Source organism: Nocardia sp. NPDC127606 (assembly GCF_042671725.1).
In the GTDB taxonomy this organism is placed as follows: domain Bacteria; phylum Actinomycetota; class Actinomycetes; order Mycobacteriales; family Mycobacteriaceae; genus Nocardia.
Genome location: NZ_JBHXWQ010000005.1, coordinates 274,017 through 297,626 on the forward strand (window position 1 = coordinate 274,017; position 23,610 = coordinate 297,626).

A 23,610-nucleotide genomic window follows, 5' to 3' on the forward strand; every position below is an offset into this window, starting at 1 on the left:
AGGACTCTTCGGTCCGGCCGACAGTGTGCTCGGCGCGTTCGTTCTGCCTGGTCACCGGCGGGCGTAGCCTCCATGAGGTGGCTGCCGACTACGTGCCGGGCGATGTCGTCCATATTCCGGAGGGTCCGTTCCAAGGAGTGTGCGCCGTAGTGCGCGAAGTCGACTCGGTGGCGTCACGATTACAGGTCGACGCGCTGGTCAAGGGCGGGCCGTACGAGATCGTCATCGGCTTCGACGAGGTGGAGTGGGCCTGACATCACCGCAATGTCAGAATGACCCCTATGACCTACACCCTCGTGCTGCTGCGCCACGGCGAGAGCGAATGGAATGCCCTCAACCTCTTCACCGGTTGGGTGGACGTCCAACTCACCGACAAGGGCATCGCCGAGGGAAAGCGGGCCGGAGAGCTGCTCAAAGAAGCAGGCATCCTGCCCGATGTCGTCTACACCTCGCTGCTGCGCCGCGCGATCAGCACCGCTGACAACGCGCTCGGCACCGCCGACCGGCTGTGGATCCCGGTCGTGCGCGACTGGCGCCTCAACGAGCGCCACTACGGCGACCTGCAGGGCAAGAACAAGGAACAGGTCCGCGAGCAGTACGGCCAGGAGCAGTTCATGCTGTGGCGTCGCAGCTACGACACCCCGCCGCCGCCGATCCAGCCCGACAACCCGTACAGCCAGGAAGGCGACCCGCGCTACGCGGGCATCGAGGTCCCGAAGACCGAGTGCCTGCTCGACGTCGTCAAGCGGATGGTCCCGTACTGGGAAGACACCATCTCCAAGGAACTGCTGACCGGCAAGACCGTGCTGGTCGCCGCGCACGGCAACTCGCTGCGCGCGCTGGTCAAGCACCTCGACGGCATCTCCGACGAGGACATCTCCGGGCTGAACATCCCCACCGGCATTCCGCTGGTCTACGAACTGGACGAGAACATGCGTCCGGTGAAGGCCGCCGAGTACCTGGACCCGGCAGCCGCGGCCGCCGGTGCCGCCGCTGTCGCCAATCAGGGCGGCAAGTAACTTCCCACGCTGCGGCCCCGCACCGTCCGACGGTGCGGGGCCGCTGTGCTGTCCGGGCGATGTCACACTCGCGAGGGCTGTGTCGTCACCTCGGTAGATACCGCGAAACACGCGGCTGCCGAAGGAGTTACGAACATGTTCACCGCCTACGTCATCGTCACTGTCGTCGCCGCACTGTGGGTGGGGTTCTCGGCGTTCTCACTGCTGCGCCTGGCCCCCTTCGTGGTGGAGCCGCTGGTGGAATACGGCGTGCCGCAGACCTGGTGGACACCGCTGGGTATCGCCAAGGCCCTCGGGTCGATCGGACTGCTGATCGGCCTGTTCGTGCCGGTGATCGGGGTTCTCGCCGCGATCGGGCTGATCCTGTACTTCGCGGGTGCGGTGGTGACGGTGCTGCGGGCGCGGTCGTACAAGACGGTCGCGTTCCCGGTGCTGTATCTGGCGCCGGTCGCCGTAGCGCTGGGGCTGGGGATCGCCGCCTGAACCTGTGTCAGGCGTCGGTGACGGCGAATGCCGCCGACAGCGGCGGCAGCATCGCGCGGGCATCGAGGCCGCCGAACCAGAGGCCGACGGTGAAGACCGAGGTCGCCTCGAGGTATCTGGCGCGGTGCAAGCCGCCCGCGGTAAACGGTTGCAGGGCAAGGTCTTCGGCGAGCAGGGCCACTGTCCGTACCGCCGCCGCGTCGTCGCCACAGATCGGGACGGCCAGGCGCACACCGTCGAAGACGCGGTCGGTGCCCGCCCACACCTCGGCGGCGAGCAGGTTGAAGGCCTTGACCACGTGGGCTTTCGGCGCGGCGGTGGCGATGCGCTCGGCTACCGCGTCCTCGCTCAGGACGAAGGCGGTGGTGCCGTCGGGGGCCGATTCGTCCGGCAGGAACGCGTTGGTGCAGTCGATGACGATCTTTCCGGCCAGCTCGGCGCCGTGCGTGGTGAGCAGTTCGGTGAGTGCGCTCACGGGCACCGCGAACAGCACCACCTCGGCGAAGGCGATCACCGCGCTGATCGTCGCCGGTCGCACGTCGACCGGAGATCCGCTCGCCCGGTCGGCGTCCGGTCCACTGATCGCATTGATCTCGGCCGCGAGCGCCCGTGCCGCGTCGACCGAGCGGGCGCCGATCCGCACCTCGTGACCCGCCGCGGCCCAGCCGCCGCCCAACGCGGCTGCCATCGCGCCCGCGCCGATGATTCCGATTCGCATGAGAACTCCTGTGATTGGCAGGTGCCGAGCCCGATGGCATCGACCACACCGACGCTAGAAAGTTCGATAGGCACCCGCGGGTGCCTATCGTCGGTGGCAGGCTGGTTCTCATGACCACCGCCGAACCGGTGCAGTACCCGCCCTACGGTGCCTACGAGGCCGACTGTCCCGCGCGAATGGCGGTGGATCTGTTCGCGAATTCGTGGCTGCCGGTGGTGGTGTACCTGCTGCGCGATGGTCCGCAACGTCACAGCGAACTTCTCGCGGGCGCCGGTGGGATCAGCCAGAAGATGCTCACCCAGACGTTGCGGCGCATGGAGAAGATGACACTCGTACGCAGGCGGCGGTATGCCGAAGCGCCCCCACGAGTCGACTACGAACTCACCGAAGCCGGCCGCGATCTGCTCGTTCCGATTTATGCGCTCGGCGCATGGGTCGACCGGCACGGGCCCGCGGTGACCACCGCGATGTACGGCGAACCGCCCGACTGACACGCCCGGCGAAGGTCCAGGTGCCTGCCGGGTGAACGGCAAAAGAACGCCATGCCAAGTGCCTGTGACCTGCGCGAAACTTCGTCGACCCGCCGACGTTATGTCGGTCCGCACTCGTACGATCAATCTTGTGAGTGTTCCGCAGGCCGTGCTGTTGGCAGTCCTCGCGGCTGTCGTCGGACTGGCAGTCGGTGGTCTGCTGATCCCGTTCGTCAACGCCAGGCAGGCCGCCCGTACCCAGGAAGACACCGGGCTGACGATGTCGCAGGTGCTCGACCTGATCGTGCTCGCGTCCGAGTCCGGCATCGCCGTTGTCGACGAATACCGCGATGTGGTGCTGGTGAATCCGCGCGCCGAGGAACTCGGGCTGGTCCGCAATCGGTTGCTCGACGAACGCGCCTGGGCCGCCGTGGAGAAGGTCCTCGCGACCGGTGAATCCGCCGAATACGACCTCACCGCCAAGAACCCGCTACCCGGCCGCGGCCGGATCGCCGTGCGTGGTGTGGCCCGCAAACTCTCCCGCGAGGAAACCAGCTTCGTCGTGCTGTTCGCCGACGACGATTCCGAGCAGGCCCGCATGGAGGCCACGCGGCGCGATTTCGTCGCCAACGTCAGCCACGAACTCAAGACCCCCGTCGGCGCGATGAGCCTGCTGGCCGAGGCCATGCTGGAATCGGCCGACGATCCCGAGGCCGTCCGTCACTTCGGCTCCCGTGTACTCGGGGAATCGCGGCGCCTGGGCAAGATGGTGACCGAGCTGATCGCGCTGTCGCGATTGCAGGGCGCCGAGAAACTGCCCGATCTGGCCGTGGTCGACGTCGACACGGTGGTGCAGCAGGCGGTCGACCGCTCGCGCACCGCCGCCGAGGCCGCGGGCATCACCGTCAGCACCGACCGGCCCAGCGGGCTGGAAGTGCTCGGCGACGAAACGTTGCTGGTGACCGCACTGTCGAATCTGGTGGAGAATGCGATCGCGTATTCACCACAGGGTTCGCATGTGTCGGTGAGCCGGTCGCTGCGCGGCGATCATGTCGCGATGGCGGTCACCGATCGTGGCATCGGGATCGCCAAGGAAGACCAGGAACGGGTGTTCGAGCGGTTCTTCCGCTCCGACAAGGCCCGCTCCCGATCGACCGGCGGCACCGGGCTCGGCTTGGCCATCGTGAAACACGTGGCGGCCAACCACAACGGCGAAATCACCCTGTGGAGCAAACTGGGCACCGGCTCGACGTTCACGCTGCGCATCCCCGCCCATCTGGAAACCGATGGGGACGAGGACGCGGAACAGACGCCGGAGTCCACCACGAGAGAAACCACCGTCCCGCGCACTCTCGCGGGACGAACGAACGGTGTGGAGGCACGCAGATGACGAGTGTGTTGATCGTCGAAGACGAGGATTCGCTGGCCGAGCCGCTGGCGTTCCTGCTTCGCAAGGAAGGCTTCGACGTCACCGTCGTCGGCGACGGCCCGTCCGCGCTGGCCGAATTCGACCGCTCCGGCGCCGATATCGTGCTGCTGGACCTGATGCTGCCCGGCATGAGCGGCACCGACGTATGCAAGCAGTTGCGCACGCGCAGCGGCGTGCCGGTGATCATGGTGACCGCCCGCGACAGCGAGATCGACAAGGTCGTCGGGCTGGAACTGGGCGCCGACGACTACGTCACCAAGCCGTACTCGGCGCGCGAGCTGATCGCCCGGATCCGGGCCGTGCTGCGCCGCGGCGCCGGTGACGAGCTCGACTCCGGCAGCGAGAACGGCGTGCTCGAGGCCGGACCTGTGCGGATGGACGTGGACCGCCACACCGTGCACGTCAACGGTGGTCAGGTCACGTTGCCGCTCAAGGAGTTCGACCTGCTCGAATACCTGCTGCGCAACTCCGGCCGCGTGCTCACCCGCGGGCAGCTGATCGACCGGGTCTGGGGCGCCGACTATGTGGGCGACACCAAGACCCTCGACGTGCACGTCAAGCGCCTGCGCTCGAAGATCGAGGCAGACCCGGCCAAGCCGGAACACCTGGTGACAGTACGAGGCCTCGGCTACAAACTCGAAGCTTGACACCACCCCGAAAACGAAAGGATCCCGCCGGCGCACCGGCGGGATCCTTGTCGTTCGGTCAGAGCACGCTCCACGCGGTGCCGAGGGGGGTTTCGATCTTCTTCAGGGAGACCACTTCCACGCCGTCGAACTGCTTGCAGTCGTAGATCGGCACGTCGGCGCCGTTGCCGCGGCAGCCGATGGGGGAGGAGGTCCCCTTCGTGCTGATGATGATGTACTTGCCGTTCTTGGCGGCGTCGATCGCTGCCGGGTCGTTGTAGTTCACGAAGTCGGCCGTGAAGTCCGCGTACGCGGCCGGATCACCGTTCGGTTCGGCATTGGCCAGGCCGGTCATGGAGAGGGTCGCGCCGATCGCGAGGGTCGCTGCGTAGATCGCTTTCTTGGACATGAACAGCTATCCAACCCGAGTTCGGTGACGGATGCACGACCTACAGATGAACCGAATGGTTACGAGGCTTTCACTCCGCGTGATTCGATCTGTGAGGTTCGGGGTTCATCCGCTCGGCTTCGACCGTCGCCGGATGCACCGCGACCAGGCCGAGGCCCTCGCGCCGGCGGCAGTGCTTGGCGAGTTCGTCGTAGGCGGGCGCACCGAGCAGCTCACGCAGTTCCGGGCCGTAGGACTGCCAGACCGGCTTCGCGCCGACGTGGGCGTCGGGAGAGCCGGTGCAGTACCAATCCAGATCCAGGCCGCCGGGTCCCCAGCCGCGCCGGTCGTATTCGGTGACCACCGTGCGCAGGATCTGCTCGCCATCCGGGCGTTCCACCCAGTCCTGGGTGCGCCGGATCGGCAGCTGCCAGCACACGTCCGGCTTCACTTCCAGGGGTTCGATGCCCTTGCGCACGGCCATGATGTGCAGCGCGCAGCCGGGGCCCGCCGCGAATCCGGGACGATTGAGGAAGATGCAGGCGCCGTCGAAGCGACGGGTGCGCAGGGCCGGTTCGTCCTCGAGTTCGTCGAGTTCGAGGTAACCCTTCTTGACGACCTTGCCGTTCTCGGTGGCCTCGCCCATCAGCTGCCAGTCATCGGGTGTGAGCATCTTCACAGCACCGTTGAGGCGCTTGCGGTCGTCCTTGTCGGCGAGGAAAGCGCCGTGCGAGCAGCAGCCGTCGTCGGGGCGTTCGGCGATGATCCCCTGGCAGGCAGGGGTGCCGAACACGCACGTCCAGCGCGACAGCAGCCACGTCAGATCGGCGACGATCTGGTGCTCGTCGTTTGCTGGATCGGTGAACTCGATCCACTCCCGTGGGAAATCGAGCTCGACCTCCGGGGTCGGATCGATCTTTCGCCCAGGTCGGAGCCCGGTCTCCGCGGTGCCAGATGCGCCTTCGGTCACAACTCGTGACGCTAACAGTTCAGTCGCCTGGCCTGTTGTACCGGATCACCAAGTACCGTATTCGTGTGCGGCTTGGTGTTCTCGATGTCGGAAGCAATACCGTCCACCTGCTCGTGGTGGACGCCCATCGTGGTGGCCACCCGATGCCGATGAGCTCGACGAAGTCGGCGTTGCGCCTGTCCGAGAGCATGGATTCGGTGGGCCGGATCACCGAGGAGGGCGAGGCGCGGCTGATCGCGACCATCCTCGAATTCGCTGATCTGGCACGCAATTCCAAGTGCGTCGAGCTGATGCCGTTCGCCACCTCGGCCCTGCGCGAGGCGACCAATTCCGAAGAAGTGCTCCAGCGCGTTCGAGCGATGACCGGAGTCGATCTGCAAGTACTCTCCGGCGACGACGAGGCCAGGCTGACGTTCCTCGCGGTGCGCCGCTGGTTCGGCTGGAGCGCGGGCCGGATCATCAATCTCGACATCGGCGGCGGCTCGCTGGAGCTGTCCAACGGCGGCGACGAGGAACCCGATGTGGCGCTGTCGCTGCAACTCGGGGCGGGCAGGCTCACCAGGGAGTGGCTGCGCGACGACCCGCCGGGCAAGCGCAAGATCGCGGTCCTGCGTGACTGGCTCGACGCCGAACTGGTCGTCCCGTCCAAGACGATGATCGACGCGGGCAGGCCCGACCTGGCCGTGGGCACCTCGAAGACATTCCGTTCGCTGGCCCGGCTGACCGGCGCGGCACCCTCGGCGGCCGGTCCACGGGTGCGACGTACACTGACCAGCTCCGGTCTGCGCCAGTTGATCGCGTTCATCTCCCGGATGACCGCGTCGGACCGCGCGGAACTGGAAGGCGTGAGTTCGGATCGGTCCCAGCAATTGGTGGCCGGCGCATTGGTCGCGGAGGCGAGTATGCGGGCGTTATCGCTCGACAGCATCGAAATCTGCCCCTGGGCGCTGCGCGAAGGCCTCATCTTGCGCAAACTGGACTCCGAGCCCAACGGAGGTGGACCGGCCGCGGTGCCGCCGGTCACGCCGGTCGCGGAAGTGGAGTCGGCATGAGTAGCGAGGATTCTAAACAGCTATCGGTGGCTGAGCTGCTGGCGCGCAACGCCGCGCAGGGGGCCGCGCCCGCTGCCTCCGGTGGTGGTGGACGACGACGGCGCAGTGGGCGCGGACTCTCGGTCAACGATCTGACCGGGGAGAACGCGGCGGTCAAGCCGAACTCACACGCCGCGCCCCCGCCGCCCGCGCCGGAACCCCCGCCCGCTTATGTCCCGGCGCCGACCTACGCGCCCGAGCCCGCGCCGACTTACGAACCGCCCGCGAGCTACCAGCCCGCGCCCTACCCGCCGCCCGGTCCGGCTGAACCGGCCTTCTCGCCGATGTCGGGCCCGATCGCCCGATTCGACCCCGATGCGGGGTACTCCGCGCCCGATCCGCGCGATCCACTCGGACTTGCCGAACAGCGACCGTCGTCCGATCCGTTCGGGCCGTTCCGTGCCGAAGCGCGCGATGCCGGTTCCCGTGGGGGAGGACGCGGGCCGGGTCGCCTCGGTGTTCCCGGCGGTCCCACGCAGCCGGTCGACCCCGGTATCGCCGAGATGTTCGGCTCCGGTGCGCTGCCCGCGGTCGGCGGGGGCAGACGGCATCGACCGGATGAGCCCGAGGTCGCCCCGTACGCCGAGCCGCCGAAGCCGCCGCCTGTCACCGGTGGCCGGGCGGCGCGCAGGCGAGCCGCCGAAGCCGCGGAAGAGGCCGTCGAGGCGAGCCCGGCGCCGGGCCGCCCGTCGTTCGACGCGTCGCTGTACGAGGCGGGCATCGACGCGCCACAGGCATTCATGGGTCGGCCGGGGCAGTCGCGTGGACTGGACGCGCTCCCCGATATCGGGCCCGGTTTCGACAATCAGGCCGGATCGGGCTTCGACGAGCATCGGGGCACCGGGTCTTTCGACAGTCGGCCCGCGTCAGGCTTCAACGGCCGACCGGGGGAGTCTTTCGACGGCAGGCCCGCGTCGGGCTTCAACGGGCGGCCGGGCGAGTCTTTCGACGGTCAGCCTGTCAACGGGCGGCCGGGCGCCGAGCCGGCGCGAGGTTTCAACGGGGCGGGGCGTAACGGCGTCCCCGGCCTGAACGGGCAGCCCGCGCCGGGTCGTGTCGACGCGGCGCAAGCTTTCAACGGATATCCGCCGCCGGGCGCCGATGCCACGCAGGCCTACAACCTCGCGCCGGGCGTCGACGCCCCGCCGGCCCGTGGCGCGGATCAGCGCCCGTCGCTGGATCGCCGCCGGGGCGAGCCGAAGTCCGGCGGGCTGCCGTCGTGGTCGGCGCGCAGGCATCGTCCGGACAAGAACGCGCCCGCGCCGGAGAGCGGTGGTTTCCCGACGGCCGCGTGGTCGCCGGTCAGCCAGGAGCAGCCGCTGGTGTCCGGGCAGTCGGTGGCCGGGGACCTGCTGCGGCAGCGCGCCGATCGCGGTGCCGACGCCGACGCGCACACCGAGGTCGTCTACCGAGTCGGCGCCGACCAGCTCGATGGCGAGGACACCGACGACTACGCCGAGTCCGATTACGTCGACCGCGATTACGTCGACAACGACTACTCCGACGCCGACTACGCCGAATCCGAGTACGACGACGCGGCGTTCGACGATGACGACGACTACGACGACGACTACGAACCCAAGCCGACCAGGGCGAGCAGGCGCGCCGCGACCAAGGCGGCCGCCGTGACGCTGGCGGACCGGGCGCGGGCGAAGGTGGCGAGCCGGGCCAAGCCGAAGACCGGCAGCGTCGCCGAGTCGCGGGCCGCGAGCAGGCTGTCGGGCAATCGAGCGGGCGGGTCGGTCGCGAGCCGCGCCGCACGCGTATCGAGCATGGCGCGCGGCGACGGCGACAACGCCAACCGCCGCCAGTGGATGATCCTGGGCGCACAGAGCGCGGGCGCGGCGGTCGCCGGAATGTTGCTGTTCAAGGGTTTCGAGACGATGTGGGAAACGCTGCCATGGGTGGCGCTGGCCCTGGCGATGGTGGTGATCCTCGGTCTGGTGGCGCTGGTTCGCGTCCTGCGCCGCACCGACGACATCTTCAGCACGGTGATCGCCGTCGTCGTAGGCGTCTTCGTGACGCTGGGACCGCTAGCCTTTCTCCTCAGTACCAGCTGAATACAGGGAGTGGGCTGTGGGGAACGCACGGGCGGACATCGCGATCGGGCTGTCGACGGCCTCGGTATATCCGGAGAACACGCAGGCGGCGTTCCGTTATGCCGCCGAATTGGGTTACGACGGTGTCGAATTGATGGTCTGGGCCGAACCGGCCAGCCAGGACATCGCGACCGTGCAGTCCTACGCGAAGCGCTACGGCGTCCCGGTGCTGGCCGTGCACGCGCCGTGTCTGCTCATCTCCCAACGGGTCTGGGGCGCCGACCCGGTGGCCAAGCTGGAACGCAGCGTGCGGACCGCGGAGGCGCTGGGCGCCGACACCGTGGTGGTGCACCCGCCGTTTCGCTGGCAGCGCCGCTACGCGAGAGGTTTCGCCGAACAGGTCGGTGAGCTGGAGGCGCATCACCCGGTCAAGGTGGCGGTGGAGAACATGTTCCCGATGCGGGCCGACACCCTGTTCCGCGACGGCGCGGTGCGCAGGCTGGAACGGCGCGCGGGCCCCGGCCGCGCGGTGAGCGCGTTCAGCCCCTCCTACGACCCGACCGACACCGGCTTCGACCACTACACCCTCGACCTCTCGCACACCGCGACCGCGGGCGCCGACGCGCTCGAGCTGGCGCGCCGGATGGGCGAGGGCCTGGTCCACCTGCACCTGGCCGACGGTCGCGGCGCCGCGCACGACGAGCACTTGGTGCCCGGCGACGGCACCCAGCCCTGCGCGCAACTGTGTGAACACCTGATACACACCGGTTTTCGTGGCCACGCGGTCGCCGAGATCAACACCCAGAACGCGCGAACCACCGCCGAGCGCTCCACGCAGCTGGCGCGCACGCTCGAATTCGCACGCCGTCACCTCACCGGCGCAACCCCTGACCCTCAACCTCGCCACGCCGACCTGCCGTAACGGAACGCGTGGTGGAGTCAGCCGGATCCGTGACCACCGACGGCCGCCTCCACGGCCGGGTAACCCCTGGATGTCCCTACCCAAAGGGGCCCGCCCCGATCTGGACTGACCGGAGGGTGCGACGAAGGAGTACCCGCAGGGAGGGAAGATCGGGGCACCCGGGGCCCCGCTCGAGCGCGCCAGCGCTCCAAAAACACAGCCCTCAGCTATCCGGACTCGGTAACCGTGATGCGACACCACCTGCTCGCATCCCGCCCCCCGGCCCGGCGCGGAATACTCCGAACCCCACCATGCTTGTACGCTGTACGAATTGCTGTGCCCCTCGACCAGGAGTGACGATGACGCGAGAACTCGCGACCGACGCGCCGTTCAGCCAGGTCCTCGACCTGACCGAGCTCACCACCACCGATGCCGAGACCGGCCGTTACGTCGGCGTCATCGCGCCCACCTGGACCATCGGCCCCAAAGTCCACGGCGGCACCATGGTCGCGGCCACCGCCGCCGCGGCGACCCGCTGGCTCACCGAGGCCGACGAATCGCTCGCCCAGATGGCGCCCATCGCGGCCAGCACCGACTTCCTCGGCGCCCCCGACCCCGGTGAGGTCGAATACGCGGTGCACATCCGTAAGAAAGGCCGCCAGATCTGCCTGGCCGACGTGGACCTGGTCCAGAACGGCCGCACCCTCGTCCGGACCGCGTTCACCTTCGGCCACCTCGACGCCGCCGAGACGCGCTGGAGCGGCCCCGATACCGACATGCCCGCCGAGCCGGTCGACGAGGCGTTCCGCTACTCCGCCGATTCGCCCATGGGCAAGATCGTGCACGTCAGCCAGGGCGCCCACATGGTGATCGATCCGACCTGGGGCGAATTCCTGCGCGGCGAGACCGGCCCGCCCCGGCTGCGGCTGTGGATCCGCCCGTTCGACGGCGACGAAGCCGATCCGCGGGCGCGCGCCGCCTTCGCGATGATGGCCGCCGACATCAGCCCGCCGGTGCCGATGAACCTCGGCCACTTCGGGTGGTCGCCGACCGTGCAGATGACCACGTATCTGCGCCGCATCCCCGCGCCCGGCTGGCTGCGCGTCATCGCGACCGCCCGTGAGGTCGGTGAGCGGATGTTCGACGAGGACCACCTGGTCATCGACTCGACCGGTGCCGTCGTCGCCCAGAGTCGCCAGCTGGCCCTGATCCCGGCGGCGCGCTGAAACCGCCGGGCCAACTAACCTTGTTCTCATGACGAGAATTGCGGTGGTCGGTGGCGGTCGGATCGGTGAGGCGCTGGTGGCCGGATTGCTGGAATCCGGCCGGGCGACCAAGGATCTGGTCGTTGTCGAGCCGGTCGCCGCGCGCGCCGCGCAGCTGGCCGAGCGGTTCAAGGTGCGGGTGAGCGGTTCGGTGGCCGACGCCGTCGAGGGCGCCGACATCGTGGTGATCGCGGTGAAGCCCGGCGTGGTCGACTCGGTGCTCACCGATCTGTCCAAGGCCGACCTGGACAACGGTCGCGATCAGGTGCTCGTCTCGCTGGCCGCCGGTGTCTCCACCGCCCGGCTGGAGTCGAAACTACCCGCCGGTTTCCCGGTCGTGCGGGTGATGCCGAACACGCCGATGCTGGTCGGACAGGGTATGAGTGTGCAATCGCCCGGTCGCTACGCCAAGCCGGAGCAGCTCGAGCAGGTCGGCGAGATGCTCGAAGCCGTCGGCAAGGTGGTGACGGTGCCCGAGGCGCAGATGGACGCGGTCACCGCGGTATCCGGTTCGGGACCGGCGTATTTCTTCCTTGTCGTCGAGGCGATGATCGATGCGGGGGTCGGCCTCGGCCTCACCCGCGAGGTGGCCAGCGAACTGGTCGTGCAGACCATGATCGGTGCGGCGGCGCTGCTGGACGAAACCGGGCAGAGCGCGGCCGAGCTCCGGACCGCGGTCACCTCGCCCGGTGGTACCACCGCCGCGGCGCTGCGCGAACTCGAACGTGGTGCGCTGCGCTCGACTTTCACCGAAGCGCTACACGCGGCCAAGCAGCGGTCCGCCGAACAGGGCGCAACGAACGAGTGACAAACGGGTACCCGGTTTGAAAACCGATTTCTCACACCCGTCGCAGTAATCCCACTGGTCCCGCTAAGCTCGTAGAAGCACGTGCGTGTCTGTTCCGCTGGTGGGGAAGCCGGCGGCGCGGGCGTGCCGGAGGTCAATGGTGCCATGATGTCTGCGAACAGAATGTCAAGTAATCCCTCGGCGTCGGGCGGTGGTTCGGGTTCGCCCGGGCCGCGGGTCGGCGCCACCCCGCAAACGGTGATCGGCGGTGGCACGCAGTTTCTCACCGTCGCCGAAGTCGCCGATCTCATGCGGGTGTCGAAAATGACGGTGTACCGGCTCGTGCACTCGGGTGAACTGCCCGCGGTGCGTGTCGGACGCTCGTTCCGAGTGCACGCGAAGGCGGTGCACGACTACCTGGAGACGTCGTACTTCGACGCCGGATGACGTAGTTCGGCCAGGTACAAGGGCGGTTTCGTGGCTGCTCGGGTGCCCCGGTAGCATGGACAACTGGTTCGTGTCCGCCTGCCGGTGGCACCGTTCGTGGTGTCCGGTTGCCCCGGCGGCGCGGACGCCAAACGACGCACGTGAACACCGCGTGTGTATGCCGAGTAGAGAGAACGCGAGGAAACCCTATGGGTTCTGTGATCAAGAAGCGCCGCAAGCGTATGTCGAAGAAGAAGCACCGCAAGCTGCTTCGCCGCACGCGTGTTCAGCGGCGCAAACTCGGCAAGTAAGCCTGCGTACCGCGACGAGCCCGTCACCTTCGAGGTGGCGGGCTCGCGCTGTGAAATACCCGGGTTTGTGAAGCTCACTGGTCGAGGACGGGTCGGCGGTGTTAAAAGCTTGTAGATCGTGACGGCGAGTGGCGCGAATGCGGCTACTCTGGTACGCGAAACACGATGAGCAGGGGGCTTTGAGTGGGGTCAGGTTCGAGTTCCGATACACGGGAACGACACGCGCCGAGAGTTGTGCTGGTCACGGGTGCCAGCCGCTTCTTCGGTGGCAATGTCGCGGCACGTCTGGCTGCCGAACCCGGCGTCGAACGTGTCATCGCGGTGGATACGGTCACTCCCAGCCGTGAGCTTCGGCGAAAAATGGGTAGTGCCGAGTTCGTGCGTGCTGATATCCGGAATCCGCTGATTCGCAAAGTCGTCGAGGGCAACGACGTCGATACCGTCGTGCACGCGGCCGTGCTCACCCGTCCGCCCGCCGGTGGCGGTCGCGCGGTGATGAAGGATCTCAATGTCCTCGGCGCGATGCAATTGCTCGCCGTCTGTCAAAAAGCGCCGACGGTGCGCCGCGTGGTCGTGCGATCGTCGTCGGCGGTCTACGGCTGCAGCGCCAAGGATCCGGCGAAATTCACCGAGGAAATGGGCGCGCGCACTCCGCCGGCGGGCTGGTTCGCGCGCGACATGATCGATATCGAGGCGCTGGTGCGTGGAATGGCGCGGCGCAGGCCCGATATTTCCGCGTCGATTCTGCGTTTCGCGCCGATCGTCGGCCCGCGCCTGGCCGATCGAGGCGTGCAATATCTGCGTTCGCCGATCACCCCGACCGTTCTCGGTCGCGAAGCCCGACTGCAATTGCTGCACGAGGAAGACGCGGTCGCGGTGCTGGTGCACGCGGCGCAGCGTGCACACGGTGGCACGGTCAATATCGCCGGTGACGGCGCGCTGGCCATGTCGCAGGCGATCCGCCGTGCCGGGCGTATCGTCGCGCCGGTCCCCTTTTTCGTCTTCCGCACCGTCGGTCGCTCGCTGATGGGCCCGATCATGCGCGGATTCAGTGGCGAACAACCCGACTACTTCTACTTCGGCTGCGGGCTCGACACCACCCGTATGCGAACCGAACTCGGCTTCACCCCACGCTGGACCACGGTCCAGGCGTTCGATGACTTCATCGCGGGCGCAGCGTTGCGGCCCGTCTTCGATCCGGCTTGGATCGACGCCGCGGAACACAAACTGCTCGGCCTCATCGGGGCCGGTACAGGAGCGCGTACATGAACGAGGGAGCGAAAGTCATTCGTCTCGACGTGAATGTCGAGACCCGACAGCGACCGCAGGCCCGGCGATGGCCGGACCAGCCGATGCAGGCGATGCCGGTCACCTCCCTCAGCGAGCGTCGACCGGGAATGCCCGCCCGCCCGCCGAAATCGCTGACCGAGATCGTGCGCGATGCCGTCGGCGAGCAGATCGAACGGACCGCGGAGTTCGCGCGCCGCAGGCTCACCGGGGACTACCAGGTCGACGAGTTCGGCTACGACCGGCACCTGCTCGAATCGGTGATCCTGCCCGCGCTCCGGCCGCTGTCGGACTACTGGTTCCGGGTCGAGGTCGCGGGGATCGAGAACATCCCCGCCGTGGGTGGTGCGCTGCTGGTCGCCAATCACGCGGGCACCGTGCCGATCGACGGGCTGATGCTGCAGCTGGCCGTGCACGACAAGCATCCGCATCAGCGGGCGCTGCGGCTGCTGGCCGCCGACCTCATCTTCGAGATGCCGCTGCTCGGCGCGCTGGCACGCAAGGCCGGGCACACCATGGCCTGCCATCCGGATGCCGAGCGGCTGCTGCGCGCCGGGCACATCGCCGGCGTGTTCCCGGAAGGGTTCAAGGGCGTCGGCAAGAACTACGCCGACCGGTACAAGTTGCAGCGGTTCGGGCGCGGCGGTTTCGTGTCGGCGGCGGTGCGGGCCGGGGTGCCGATCATTCCGGTCTCGATCGTCGGCTCCGAGGAGATCTACCCGAAACTGGCCGATATCAAGCCGCTGGCACGGCTGCTCGGGCTGCCGTACTTCCCGGTGACGCCGCTGTTCCCGCATCTGGGGCTGCTGGGCGCGGTGCCGATGCCGTCGAAGTGGTACATCGAATTCGGTGAGCCGATCGCGACCACGGCGTTCGAGCCGGAAGAGGCCGATGACCCGATGACGATGTTCGAGGTCACCGACCAGGTCCGCGAGACCATCCAGCAGACCCTCTACAAGCTGCTGGCCAAGCGCCGGAACGTAGTGCTCGGCTAATTGTCGCGGTGGCGGGCCACCACGGCTGCCACCGCACCGCCTGCCGCTCCCAACGCCAGTGCGGTGGGGACGCCGATCTTGGCTGCCTTGCGGCCGGTGCGGAAGTCGCGGATTTCCCAGCCGCGGTTCTTCGCGACCTCGCGCAGATCGGAGTCGGGGTTGATGGCGACAGCGGTGCCGACCAGCGACAGCATGGGGACGTCGTTGTGGCTGTCGGAGTAGGCGGTGCAGCGCTTGAGGTTGAGTCCTTCGCGGATGGCGAGAGTGCGCACCGCGTGCGCCTTGCCGAGGCCGTGCAGGATGTCACCGACCAGGCGGCCGGTGAACTTGCCGTCGACACTCTCGGCGACCGTGCCGAGGGCGCCGGTCAGGCCGAGGCGCTTGGCGATCACGTTGGCCAGCTCGACCGGGGTGGCCGTGACCAGCCAGACCTGCTGCCCGGCGTCGAGGTGCATCTGGGCGAGTGCCCGGGTGCCGGGCCAGATCTTGTCGGCGATGATCTCGTCGTAGATCTCCTCGCCCAGTGCCGCGAGTTCGGCGGTGGGGCGGCCCGCGATGAAGCTGAGCGCCTTCTCCCGGCCCGAGAGCATATCGGAGGAATTCTCCTTGCCGGTGACCCGGAACTTCACCTGCTTCCAGGCGACGTCGACCAGGTCGGAGGTCTTGAAGTACTTGCGCGCGGCCAACCCCCGGGCGAAGTGGACGATCGAGGCACCCTGCACGAGGGTGTTGTCGACGTCGAAGAACGCCGCGGCGGTGAGGTCGCGAGGGACCTCGGGGCCCGCGTCGGGGTCCTGTTCGGCGAGCTCGGCATCGTGCAGCTCGAGCGCGGCGTCGGCGCTGGCCTCACCGGCCAGGTTGGCGCGCAGCTCTTCTTCGCTCGGTCCGAACGGGCTGCGTGGCAGCCGTGCGAACTGTTCTTGCAGTTCCTGACCGAGGCGGCTGGGCTGCCACCGCGCAGGGAACTCCCCGAATCGCCCTGCGACGAATCCGGCCCTAGTCACCTTCGAACGTTCCGGCACCAGTACCCTCCGCTAGTCGCGCGAACCATGTCCACAGTAACCGGCTGCACCGACAACCCGCTGCGGGCTCGGGGATTAAATAGAGCTCATGACTAATCCCACACCGACGGTGACCCTGTTGACTCGAGCCGGCTGCGGCATGTGCAGCACGGCACTGGAGCAATTGCGGACGATCTGTGGTGATTTCGGTCTCCCGGTCGCCACTGTAGACGTCGACGAAGCCGCGGTCAGCGAGCCCGAACTGCGTGCCGAATACGGTGATCGCCTGCCGGTGGTCCTGTTGAACGGCCGTGAACACAGCTATTTCGACGTCGATGAGGCCCGTTTGCGGGCGGACCTGAGCCGGATCGCTGGTCGCGACGGAAAATGAGGCCGAATTCACCGACTTTGTGAACGCCTGCACAAGCGGTTACGGTGGTGACACGCAATCCGCACCGCCGCTCCACGCGGCGGCGGTGGCCGGGTTTGTACCGCCCCTATGGCACCGGTCGCGCTCTCGTAACTGCAGCGACCCACACCGGTGAACGAAACAGAGGAACCGGACCGCGATCAGGCCCGGAACGAGGAGCCGACGACGTGACAGAGCAGCACGAGACGCCGAGTGGCGTCTCCGGCAAGGCTCTTGTGCGGGACATTCCGCAGGCCACGGTGACTCGTCTTGCTACCTATCTCCGGGTTCTCGCCGGGTTGGCCGACGAGGGTGTAGTCATCGTATCGAGTGAGGAACTCGCTGTCGCGGCGGGTGTCAATTCGGCGAAGCTGCGCAAGGATCTTTCCTTCCTCGGACCCAACGGTGTGCGGGGTGTCGGCTATGACGTAGCCAAGTTGCGCACCAGGATCGAAGATGTGCTCGGACTGTCGCAGGGACATCGGGTAGTGCTGATCGGCGCGGGCAATCTGGGCCGCGCGCTGGTCGGTTACGGCGGATTCGGGGTACGAGGCTTCACCGTGGTCGGGATCTTCGACAACGACCCGTCGGTGATCGGCCAGTCGTACGCCGGTCTCGTCGTGCGCGATGTCGAGCAGCTGACCGCGCAGATTCCGGCGCTGACGCCGACGATCGCGGTGGTGGCCGTGCCCGACGAAGCCGCCCAGGACGTGTGTGACCGGCTCGTCGACGCCGGACTGCCGTCGATTCTGAGTTTCGCGCCCCTGGAACTGCGCGCGCCCGCCCATGTTCAGGTCCGCCGCGTCGACCTGGCGATGGAACTGCAGATGCTGTCCTTCGATGCCGCGCGCAACGACGCGCCCGCGCTGCCCGAGATCGCCGAGGTCGGCTCCGGCCGTGTCGCGCGCCGGGTACCGCCGCCGAACCACCTCACCCACGCCGCACCGGTCGAACCGGCCCGCGGCAGGCCGACGCGTCGTACCGCGCCGCACTCGGCCACGCCCCACTCGGCAACGGAGCCAAGCACCAAGGGATCGGTGATTACGCCATGAGCGAGCGTCAGCGAGCGAATCAGCGACACAGCGTGCGAACGCGCATGACGCGGCACAGCGTCGGCGAGGTGCGGTCATGAGTGTTCTGCTGGTAGGGATTTCGCACCGGAGCGCCCCGGTCTCGGTGCTGGAGAAGGTCGCCATCAGTGAGTCCGATCGGCCGAAGCTGGTGGATCGGCTGCTCTCCTCGAGTCATGTGTCGGAGGCGATGATCGTCTCCACCTGTAACCGGGTCGAGGTCTACGCGGTCGTCGACGCCTTCCACGGCGGACTCGGCGAGGTGAGCGAGCTGCTCACCAAGCACTCCGGACTGCCGCTGGGCGATCTCACCAAGCACGCCTACGTGCGCTACAGCGAGGCCGCGGCCGAGCATCTGTTCGCGGTCGCCAGCGGCCTGGACTCGATGGTCGTCGGCGAGCAGCAGGTGCTCAGCCAGATTCGCAGCGCCTACGCCAGCGCCGATGGTCAGCAGGCAGTCGGGCGCACGTTGCACGAGCTCGCCCAGCACGGGTTGCGGGTCGGCAAGCGGGTGCACTCGGAGACCGGGATCGACCGGGCCGGTGCCTCGGTGGTGTCGGTGGCGCTGGATCGGGCGCGCGGTGTCGTCGGCGATCTCGCCGGGCGGACCGCGGTGGTGGTCGGCGCGGGCGCGATGGGCGGGCTGGCGGTGGCGCATCTGTCGCGGGCCGGGATCGGGCGCATCATCGTCGTCAACCGGACCCTCGAACGCGCACAGCGTCTCGCCGAAACCGGACGCACCATGCACGGTGTCGACGCCGAGGCGGTCGAGATGTCGCGGCTCACCGAGGCCATGGCGGGCACCGATGTCGTGATCACCTGTACGGGCGCGGTCGGGTCCGTGGTGACTCTGGCCGATACCCATCGCGCGCTCGCGGGCCGGGCGCGCACCGACGCCGCCGAGCGTCCCCTGGTCTTCTGCGATCTGGGCCTGCCCCGCGATGTGGAGCACGCCGTGGCAGGTCTGCCCGGTGTCGCCGTCATCGACATCGAATCGCTGCAGCGCGATCCGGCCGCGGGCGCCGCGGCCGACGACACCGCCGCCGCGCGCGTCATCGTCGCCGACGAACTCGCCAAATACCTTGCCGGGCAACGCATGGCAGAGGTCACTCCCACGGTGGCCGCACTGCGTCAGCGTGCCGCCGATGTGGTGGAGGCCGAACTGCTCCGCCTCGATTCGCGGCTGCCCGACCTGGCCGACCCGGCCCGCGACGAGGTGGCGCGCACGGTGCGCCGCGTCGTCGACAAGTTGCTGCACGCGCCGACCGTGCGGGTGAAGCAGCTGGCATCCACGCCGGGCGGCGACAGCTACGCCGAAGCGTTGCGTGAGCTGTTCGAACTGAAACCCGGTGCGGTACAAGCGGTTGCCGCTCCGATGGAGGTCTCCGCGGGCGAGTCCGCGCTGGCCGACGACTTCACCGCAGGCCACCTCGGCGATGGGCCGTCACGCCTGACCGAGTCAAGACCCGACACAGGCAGCATGCGAAACCACGCAGCGCCGCTCGGGCATGCGCAGGAGGAAACCGCATGACCACGACAGTGCAGGAAGAGGACACCGTGACCGCAGGCAGCGCCAGTGCGCCGTGGCGGATCGGCACGCGCGGCAGCCTGCTCGCGCTGACACAGGCGGGCACCATCCGAGATGCGCTGATCGCGGCGGGGCAGCCCGCCGAACTGGTGGTCATCAAGACGCCGGGCGATCTGTCCTCGGATCCGGTGCAGAAGATCGGTGTCGGAGTGTTCACCTCCGCGCTGCGCGACGAGCTCGCCGCGGGCGGCATCGACATCGCGGTGCATTCCTATAAGGACCTCCCCACCGCGCAGGACCCGCGCTTCACCATCGCCGCGATCCCGCCGCGCGAGGACCCGCGCGACGCGCTGGTGGCTCGTGACGGCATGGTCCTGGGCGAACTGCCCGCCGGTGCTCGGGTCGGGACCTCGGCCCCGCGTCGCGCCGCACAGCTGCGCGCACTCGGCCTCGGCCTCGACATCCTTCCGCTGCGCGGCAATATCGACTCCCGCCTGCGCAAGGTGAGCGAGGGCGAACTCGACGCGATCGTTATCGCCCGCGCCGGCCTGTGCCGGATCGGGCGCACCGACGAGATCACCGAATCGCTCGAACCGGTGCAGATGCTGCCCGCCCCCTCACAGGGCGCCCTCGCGGTCGAATGCCGCAGTGACGACCCGCAATTGATCGAGGTACTCGCCGGTCTGGACGATGCCGCGACCAGAGCCGCGGTGCTCGCCGAGCGTTCGCTGCTCGGTGAGCTCGAGGCAGGCTGCACCGCACCGATCGGAGCGCTCGCCGAGATCGTCGAGTCGATCGACGAGGACGGCCGGATCTTCGACGAACTCTCGCTGCGCGCCTGTGCCGCCGCGATCGACGGCTCCGACGTCCTACGCGCCTCGATCGTCGGCGCGCCGAAAGACGCGGCCGAACTCGGTCGCACGCTGGCGCGCGAACTGCTGGACCTGGGTGCTCGCGCATTGCTGAGCGTCACAGACGAACCGGCGCCCACCGACTTCACTAATTCCAGCCCGATGGAGAACAACCGATGAGCAGCAGCCGAGCTACCAAGAAGCAACCAGGGCGGATCCTTTTCGTCGGATCCGGCCCCGGCGACCCGGCCCTGCTGACCGTGCGTGCCCGTGAGGTGCTCGAGCGGGCGATGCTGGCGTTCACCGACCCCGATGTCGACAAGGGCGTGCTCGCCCTGATCGGTAGCGCGGTCGAGGTGGGCGAGGACGGCGAGAGCCCGGTCGACGTGCGGCCCGCCCTCGGCGAACCCGCCGAGGTGGCCAAGACGCTGATCGCCGAGGCGCGCAACGGTCACGACGTGGTCCGCATCGTCACCGGCGACCCGCTGACCACCGATTCGGTGATCAACGAGGTCAACGCCGTCACTCGTTCGCACATGGTGTTCGAGGTGCTGCCGGGCCTGCCCAACGGTTCGGCCGTGCCCAGCTACGCGGGCATCGCGCTGGGCTCCGGGCACACCGAGGCCGATGTGCGCGGCGAGGTCGACTGGTCGGCGCTGGCCGCCGCCCCCGGCCCGCTGGTGCTGCACGCCACTTCCGGTCACCTGGCCGAGACCGCCAGCGCGCTGGTGGAACACGGTCTGGCACCGCAGACTCCGGTCGCGGTGACCGTGCGTGGCACCACGCGTCAGCAGCGCACCATCGAGGCCACGCTGGCTTCGCTGAACAACGCCGCGTCCGAGCTCGTCGGCCCGCTGGTCGTGACGGTCGGCAAGGAAGTCGACAAGCGCGCCAAGATGTCGTGGTGGGAATCGCGTGCCCTCTACGGCTGGACCGTGCTGGTCCCGCGCACCAAGGATCAGGCGGGGGAGATGAGCGAGCGGCTCGTCACCCACGGCGCGATTCCGATCGAGGTGCCGACCATCGCGGTGGAGCCGCCGCGCAGCCCCGCCCAGATGGAACGGGCCGTGAAGGGTCTGGTCGACGGGCGCTACCAGTGGGTGGTGTTCACCTCCACCAACGCGGTGCGCGCGGTGTGGGAGAAGTTCGCCGAGTTCGGTCTGGACGCTCGCGCGTTCTCCGGTGTGAAGATCGCCTGCGTCGGCGAGGCCACCGCGGAGAAGGTGCGCTCCTTCGGAATCAACCCCGAACTGGTGCCCAGCGGCGAACAGTCCTCCGAGGGCCTGCTCGCCGACTTCCCGCCCTACGACGACGTGTTCGATCCGGTGAACCGGGTGCTGTTGCCTCGCGCCGACATCGCCACCGAGACCCTGGCCGAGGGCCTGCGTGAGCGCGGCTGGGAGATCGACGACGTCACTGCCTACCGCACGGTGCGCGCCTCGCCGCCGCCGGCGGAGACCCGCGAGATGATCAAGACCGGCGGATTCGACGCGGTCCTGTTCACCTCGTCCTCCACGGTGCGCAACCTGGTCGGCATCGCGGGCAAGCCGCACGCGCGCACCATCGTGGCCTGCATCGGCCCGAAGACCGCCGAGACCGCGATCGAGTTCGGTCTGCGCGTGGACGTGCAGCCCGAGTCGGCTCAGGTCGGTCCACTGGTGGAGGCACTGGCCGAGCACGCGTCGCGCCTGCGCGCCGAGGGCTTGCTGCCCCCGCCGCGTAAGAAGAGTCGCCGCAGCAGCAGCCGCTGATCTCAGCAGATACCCCGAAAGCCCGCCCGCAACGGCGGGCTTTCGGCGTATCAGGGTCATCGGCTGTAGCGCAGCAGTGTGCGCACGAGCCGGCAGGTGGCATCCGACGGCGGGCGGATGTCGATCTTCTCGGCGGTGCGTCGGATCGTGTCGTTGGTGGCCTGATTGGGTAGGTACACACCGGAATCCAGCAGTGCGATCGTCAACCGCATGGCCTTGAGCCGACGATTGTGCGCCACGTACCAGCGGCGCGGACGCCCCGCGGGCAGTCGCTTCTTCTCGAGCGGCACGTACGGCGCGGTGATGAAAGTGGTTTGAGCGGCAATGGCATTCATTCGGCGTCCTCCCGTTGCGTTTGGGTTCCGCCCCCGATCGTCGGAACCCTCGAACACGCTTTCGATTATACCGAGGGGCACCGACAGGTTTCGTCGATCTCTCGCGGAAGCCATTGAGCTCCAGTGGGTTTCGATGTTATCCACAGGTTCGCCGGGACCGATCGCCGACCTCGCCGAAGCACTGCGGGTGCCGATTCGCCGGTAGCTGTCGGACCGCTGTGGTCTAGTAGCGCAACGCAACCCGAGAAGAGGCGATGACGGTGGACGAGATCGACAAGCGGCTCGGCGCGCACGTCGCCGCGGACGAGCTGCTCGGCCTGGCCTGGCTCGTCGCGGCCGGCGACGACGTGACCACCGGCGCCATCGGCCATCTCGACGCCGCGCGCGACGCACCGGTGCGCACCGACACGATCTTCCGGATCTCCTCGATGACCAAACCGCTCACCGCGGTCGCGGCCTCGATCCTGATCGACGACGGCGTCCTCGACCCGACCGAACCGGTCGACCGACTGCTACCCGAACTCGCCGACCTCCGGGTGCTCGCGAATCCCGCCGCCGAACTCGCCGACACGGTCGCGGCGGACCGCCCGATCACCGTCGAGGACCTCCTGACCTTCCGTCTCGGCTGGGGGATGGATTTCGCCGACTTCTCACCCAAACCACTCGACGCCGCCTGGAGTGAACTCGGCCTCGGCTGGGGTCCGCCGACGCCCGCGCAGATGTTGCCTCCGGACACCTGGATGCGGCGACTGGGCACCTTGCCGCTGCAATATCAGCCCGGCGAACGCTGGCTCTATCACGTCGGCGCACCTGTCCTCGGCATCCTGATCGCCAGGGCAGCGGGCGCACCGCTCTCGGAATTCCTGGCCGACCGCGTCCTGCGCCCGCTCGGCATGACCGACACCGGTTTCTCCGTCCCGCCGGACGAGCTGGCCCGACTCGGCCCGCACTACACGGACATCGACGGCGTCCGTACCGTCTTCGACCCGGCGCTGGGCCAATGGAGCACCCCACCCGCCTTCGAAGGCGGCGGCGACGGTCTCGTGTCCACTCTCGCCGACTACCACCGCTTCGCCCGCATGCTGCGCGACGGCGGCGAATTCGACGGCACCCGCATCCTGTCCGAACGAGCCGTCACCGCCATGACCACCAATCACCTCACCGCCGAGCAACTCGACCGCGGCGGGCCAGCCCCCGACGGCAGCGCGGGCTGGGGATACGGCGTCGGCATCCAGCTGCGCGATCAGCCCGACGGCCCCCGCGCCGGTGCCTACGGCTGGGACGGCGGCCTGGGATCCACCTGGTCCAACGACGGTGCGGTGACGGCGATCCTGCTCACCAACCAAGCCTGGAGTTCGGCAGGCCCCTCGCCGGTCTTCGCAACCTTCGAGCAGATTTTGGGCGAACTGGCCCGCGGCTCCGACCCGCTGTAGGCGCTGCGGCGACCGACTGGCGGCAGG

General features: G+C 68.4%; 26 protein-coding genes. 21 read left to right on the top strand and 5 right to left on the bottom strand.

Translation table 11 applies throughout. The features are described 5' to 3' along the window. Positions 1-77: 77 nt before the first annotated feature. The 3 genes from ACFVJ5_RS23595 to ACFVJ5_RS23605 all read left to right on the top strand — a co-directional run bounded on the left by ACFVJ5_RS23595 (position 78) and on the right by ACFVJ5_RS23605 (position 1,502). Positions 78-254: a hypothetical protein gene (locus ACFVJ5_RS23595; protein WP_170112119.1), complete on the top strand. Its 177-nt coding sequence runs from the start codon at positions 78-80 to the stop codon at positions 252-254. A gap of 27 nt (positions 255-281) precedes the next feature. Next, the gene (locus ACFVJ5_RS23600; RefSeq protein WP_101465517.1) at positions 282-1,019 is read left to right on the top strand and encodes a phosphoglyceromutase; all 738 of its coding nucleotides are present in this window, start codon (positions 282-284) and stop codon (positions 1,017-1,019) included. A gap of 135 nt (positions 1,020-1,154) precedes the next feature. Beyond that, positions 1,155-1,502, top strand: a complete 348-nt coding sequence (locus ACFVJ5_RS23605; RefSeq protein ID WP_379223115.1) for a DoxX family protein — start codon at positions 1,155-1,157, stop codon at positions 1,500-1,502. A 7-nt stretch (positions 1,503-1,509) separates the two neighbouring features. On the opposite strand, the gene ACFVJ5_RS23610 is transcribed toward ACFVJ5_RS23605, so the two are convergent. Continuing rightward, complete coding sequence (locus ACFVJ5_RS23610; RefSeq protein WP_379223117.1) at positions 1,510-2,220, bottom strand: NADPH-dependent F420 reductase; 711 nt, start codon at positions 2,218-2,220, stop codon at positions 1,510-1,512. Between the two features lie 110 nt (positions 2,221-2,330). Between ACFVJ5_RS23610 and ACFVJ5_RS23615 the strand changes: the two genes are divergently transcribed. From ACFVJ5_RS23615 to ACFVJ5_RS23625, 3 genes are all read left to right on the top strand, one after another. Beyond that, positions 2,331-2,711, top strand: a complete 381-nt coding sequence (locus tag ACFVJ5_RS23615) for a winged helix-turn-helix transcriptional regulator (RefSeq protein WP_379223119.1) — start codon at positions 2,331-2,333, stop codon at positions 2,709-2,711. 130 nt (positions 2,712-2,841) lie between these two features. Further along, a complete protein-coding gene (locus ACFVJ5_RS23620; protein WP_056816211.1) occupies positions 2,842-4,080 on the top strand; it encodes a cell wall metabolism sensor histidine kinase WalK in 1,239 nt (412 codons plus the stop codon). Next, complete coding sequence (locus ACFVJ5_RS23625) at positions 4,077-4,766, top strand: response regulator transcription factor (RefSeq protein WP_056814516.1); 690 nt, start codon at positions 4,077-4,079, stop codon at positions 4,764-4,766. The genes ACFVJ5_RS23620 and ACFVJ5_RS23625 overlap by 4 nt, the downstream gene beginning before the upstream one ends. Positions 4,767-4,824: 58 nt before the next feature. On the opposite strand, the gene ACFVJ5_RS23630 is transcribed toward ACFVJ5_RS23625, so the two are convergent. After that, positions 4,825-5,154 carry a hypothetical protein gene (locus ACFVJ5_RS23630; RefSeq protein ID WP_379223121.1) on the bottom strand — a complete coding sequence of 110 codons (330 nt, stop codon included), beginning with the start codon at positions 5,152-5,154 and terminating at the stop codon, positions 4,825-4,827. A gap of 70 nt (positions 5,155-5,224) precedes the next feature. Further along, a complete protein-coding gene (locus ACFVJ5_RS23635; RefSeq protein WP_379223123.1) occupies positions 5,225-6,103 on the bottom strand; it encodes a hypothetical protein in 879 nt (292 codons plus the stop codon). Between the two features lie 65 nt (positions 6,104-6,168). On the opposite strand from ACFVJ5_RS23635, the gene ACFVJ5_RS23640 reads away from it, so the two are divergent. The 9 genes from ACFVJ5_RS23640 (at position 6,169) to ACFVJ5_RS23680 (ending at position 15,205) form a co-directional block, all read left to right on the top strand. Continuing rightward, the gene (locus ACFVJ5_RS23640) at positions 6,169-7,155 is read left to right on the top strand and encodes a hypothetical protein (RefSeq protein WP_379223125.1); all 987 of its coding nucleotides are present in this window, start codon (positions 6,169-6,171) and stop codon (positions 7,153-7,155) included. A 26-nt stretch (positions 7,156-7,181) separates the two neighbouring features. Further along, positions 7,182-9,254 carry a hypothetical protein gene (locus ACFVJ5_RS23645; RefSeq protein ID WP_379223127.1) on the top strand — a complete coding sequence of 691 codons (2,073 nt, stop codon included), beginning with the start codon at positions 7,182-7,184 and terminating at the stop codon, positions 9,252-9,254. Between the two features lie 16 nt (positions 9,255-9,270). Next, positions 9,271-10,155, top strand: a complete 885-nt coding sequence (locus tag ACFVJ5_RS23650) for a sugar phosphate isomerase/epimerase family protein (protein WP_379223129.1) — start codon at positions 9,271-9,273, stop codon at positions 10,153-10,155. A gap of 338 nt (positions 10,156-10,493) precedes the next feature. Continuing rightward, complete coding sequence (locus tag ACFVJ5_RS23655) at positions 10,494-11,360, top strand: thioesterase family protein (protein ID WP_379223131.1); 867 nt, start codon at positions 10,494-10,496, stop codon at positions 11,358-11,360. Between the two features lie 28 nt (positions 11,361-11,388). Then, positions 11,389-12,207 carry a pyrroline-5-carboxylate reductase gene (gene proC, locus ACFVJ5_RS23660; protein WP_379223133.1) on the top strand — a complete coding sequence of 273 codons (819 nt, stop codon included), beginning with the start codon at positions 11,389-11,391 and terminating at the stop codon, positions 12,205-12,207. Between the two features lie 144 nt (positions 12,208-12,351). Then, positions 12,352-12,633, top strand: coding sequence for a helix-turn-helix domain-containing protein (locus ACFVJ5_RS23665; protein ID WP_378902047.1), 282 nt, complete (start codon positions 12,352-12,354; stop codon positions 12,631-12,633). A 188-nt stretch (positions 12,634-12,821) separates the two neighbouring features. Continuing rightward, positions 12,822-12,923 (top strand): 30S ribosomal protein bS22, encoded by a 102-nt coding sequence (locus tag ACFVJ5_RS23670; protein WP_003402602.1) that lies wholly within the window; start codon positions 12,822-12,824, stop codon positions 12,921-12,923. 234 nt (positions 12,924-13,157) lie between these two features. Beyond that, positions 13,158-14,192, top strand: coding sequence for an NAD-dependent epimerase/dehydratase family protein (locus ACFVJ5_RS23675; RefSeq protein ID WP_378991038.1), 1,035 nt, complete (start codon positions 13,158-13,160; stop codon positions 14,190-14,192). Continuing rightward, a complete protein-coding gene (locus ACFVJ5_RS23680) occupies positions 14,189-15,205 on the top strand; it encodes a lysophospholipid acyltransferase family protein (RefSeq protein WP_379223135.1) in 1,017 nt (338 codons plus the stop codon). Before ACFVJ5_RS23675 ends, ACFVJ5_RS23680 begins: the two co-directional genes overlap by 4 nt. Here the strand turns inward: ACFVJ5_RS23680 and ACFVJ5_RS23685 are convergent. Beyond that, positions 15,202-16,227, bottom strand: a complete 1,026-nt coding sequence (locus ACFVJ5_RS23685) for an HAD family hydrolase (protein WP_379223136.1) — start codon at positions 16,225-16,227, stop codon at positions 15,202-15,204. The genes ACFVJ5_RS23680 and ACFVJ5_RS23685 overlap by 4 nt on opposite strands. Before the next feature lie 88 nt (positions 16,228-16,315). On the opposite strand from ACFVJ5_RS23685, the gene ACFVJ5_RS23690 reads away from it, so the two are divergent. From ACFVJ5_RS23690 to ACFVJ5_RS23710, 5 genes are all read left to right on the top strand, one after another. Further along, positions 16,316-16,597, top strand: a complete 282-nt coding sequence (locus ACFVJ5_RS23690) for a glutaredoxin family protein (RefSeq protein WP_379223138.1) — start codon at positions 16,316-16,318, stop codon at positions 16,595-16,597. Positions 16,598-16,803: 206 nt separating this feature from the next. Beyond that, on the top strand, positions 16,804-17,667 hold the full coding sequence (locus tag ACFVJ5_RS23695; protein ID WP_378634153.1) for a redox-sensing transcriptional repressor Rex: 864 nt from the start codon (positions 16,804-16,806) through the stop codon (positions 17,665-17,667). Between the two features lie 76 nt (positions 17,668-17,743). Then, positions 17,744-19,216: a glutamyl-tRNA reductase gene (locus tag ACFVJ5_RS23700; protein ID WP_379223140.1), complete on the top strand. Its 1,473-nt coding sequence runs from the start codon at positions 17,744-17,746 to the stop codon at positions 19,214-19,216. After that, positions 19,213-20,244 carry a hydroxymethylbilane synthase gene (gene hemC / locus ACFVJ5_RS23705; protein ID WP_056814475.1) on the top strand — a complete coding sequence of 344 codons (1,032 nt, stop codon included), beginning with the start codon at positions 19,213-19,215 and terminating at the stop codon, positions 20,242-20,244. Before ACFVJ5_RS23700 ends, hemC begins: the two co-directional genes overlap by 4 nt. Further along, positions 20,241-21,815 carry a uroporphyrinogen-III synthase gene (locus ACFVJ5_RS23710; protein ID WP_379223142.1) on the top strand — a complete coding sequence of 525 codons (1,575 nt, stop codon included), beginning with the start codon at positions 20,241-20,243 and terminating at the stop codon, positions 21,813-21,815. The genes hemC and ACFVJ5_RS23710 overlap by 4 nt, the downstream gene beginning before the upstream one ends. Before the next feature lie 56 nt (positions 21,816-21,871). Here ACFVJ5_RS23710 and ACFVJ5_RS23715 read toward each other — a convergent pair whose 3' ends face one another. After that, a complete protein-coding gene (locus ACFVJ5_RS23715) occupies positions 21,872-22,150 on the bottom strand; it encodes a hypothetical protein (protein ID WP_364403472.1) in 279 nt (92 codons plus the stop codon). A 254-nt stretch (positions 22,151-22,404) separates the two neighbouring features. On the opposite strand from ACFVJ5_RS23715, the gene ACFVJ5_RS23720 reads away from it, so the two are divergent. Continuing rightward, positions 22,405-23,583, top strand: a complete 1,179-nt coding sequence (locus ACFVJ5_RS23720; protein WP_379223144.1) for a serine hydrolase domain-containing protein — start codon at positions 22,405-22,407, stop codon at positions 23,581-23,583. Positions 23,584-23,610: the final 27 nt, after the last annotated feature.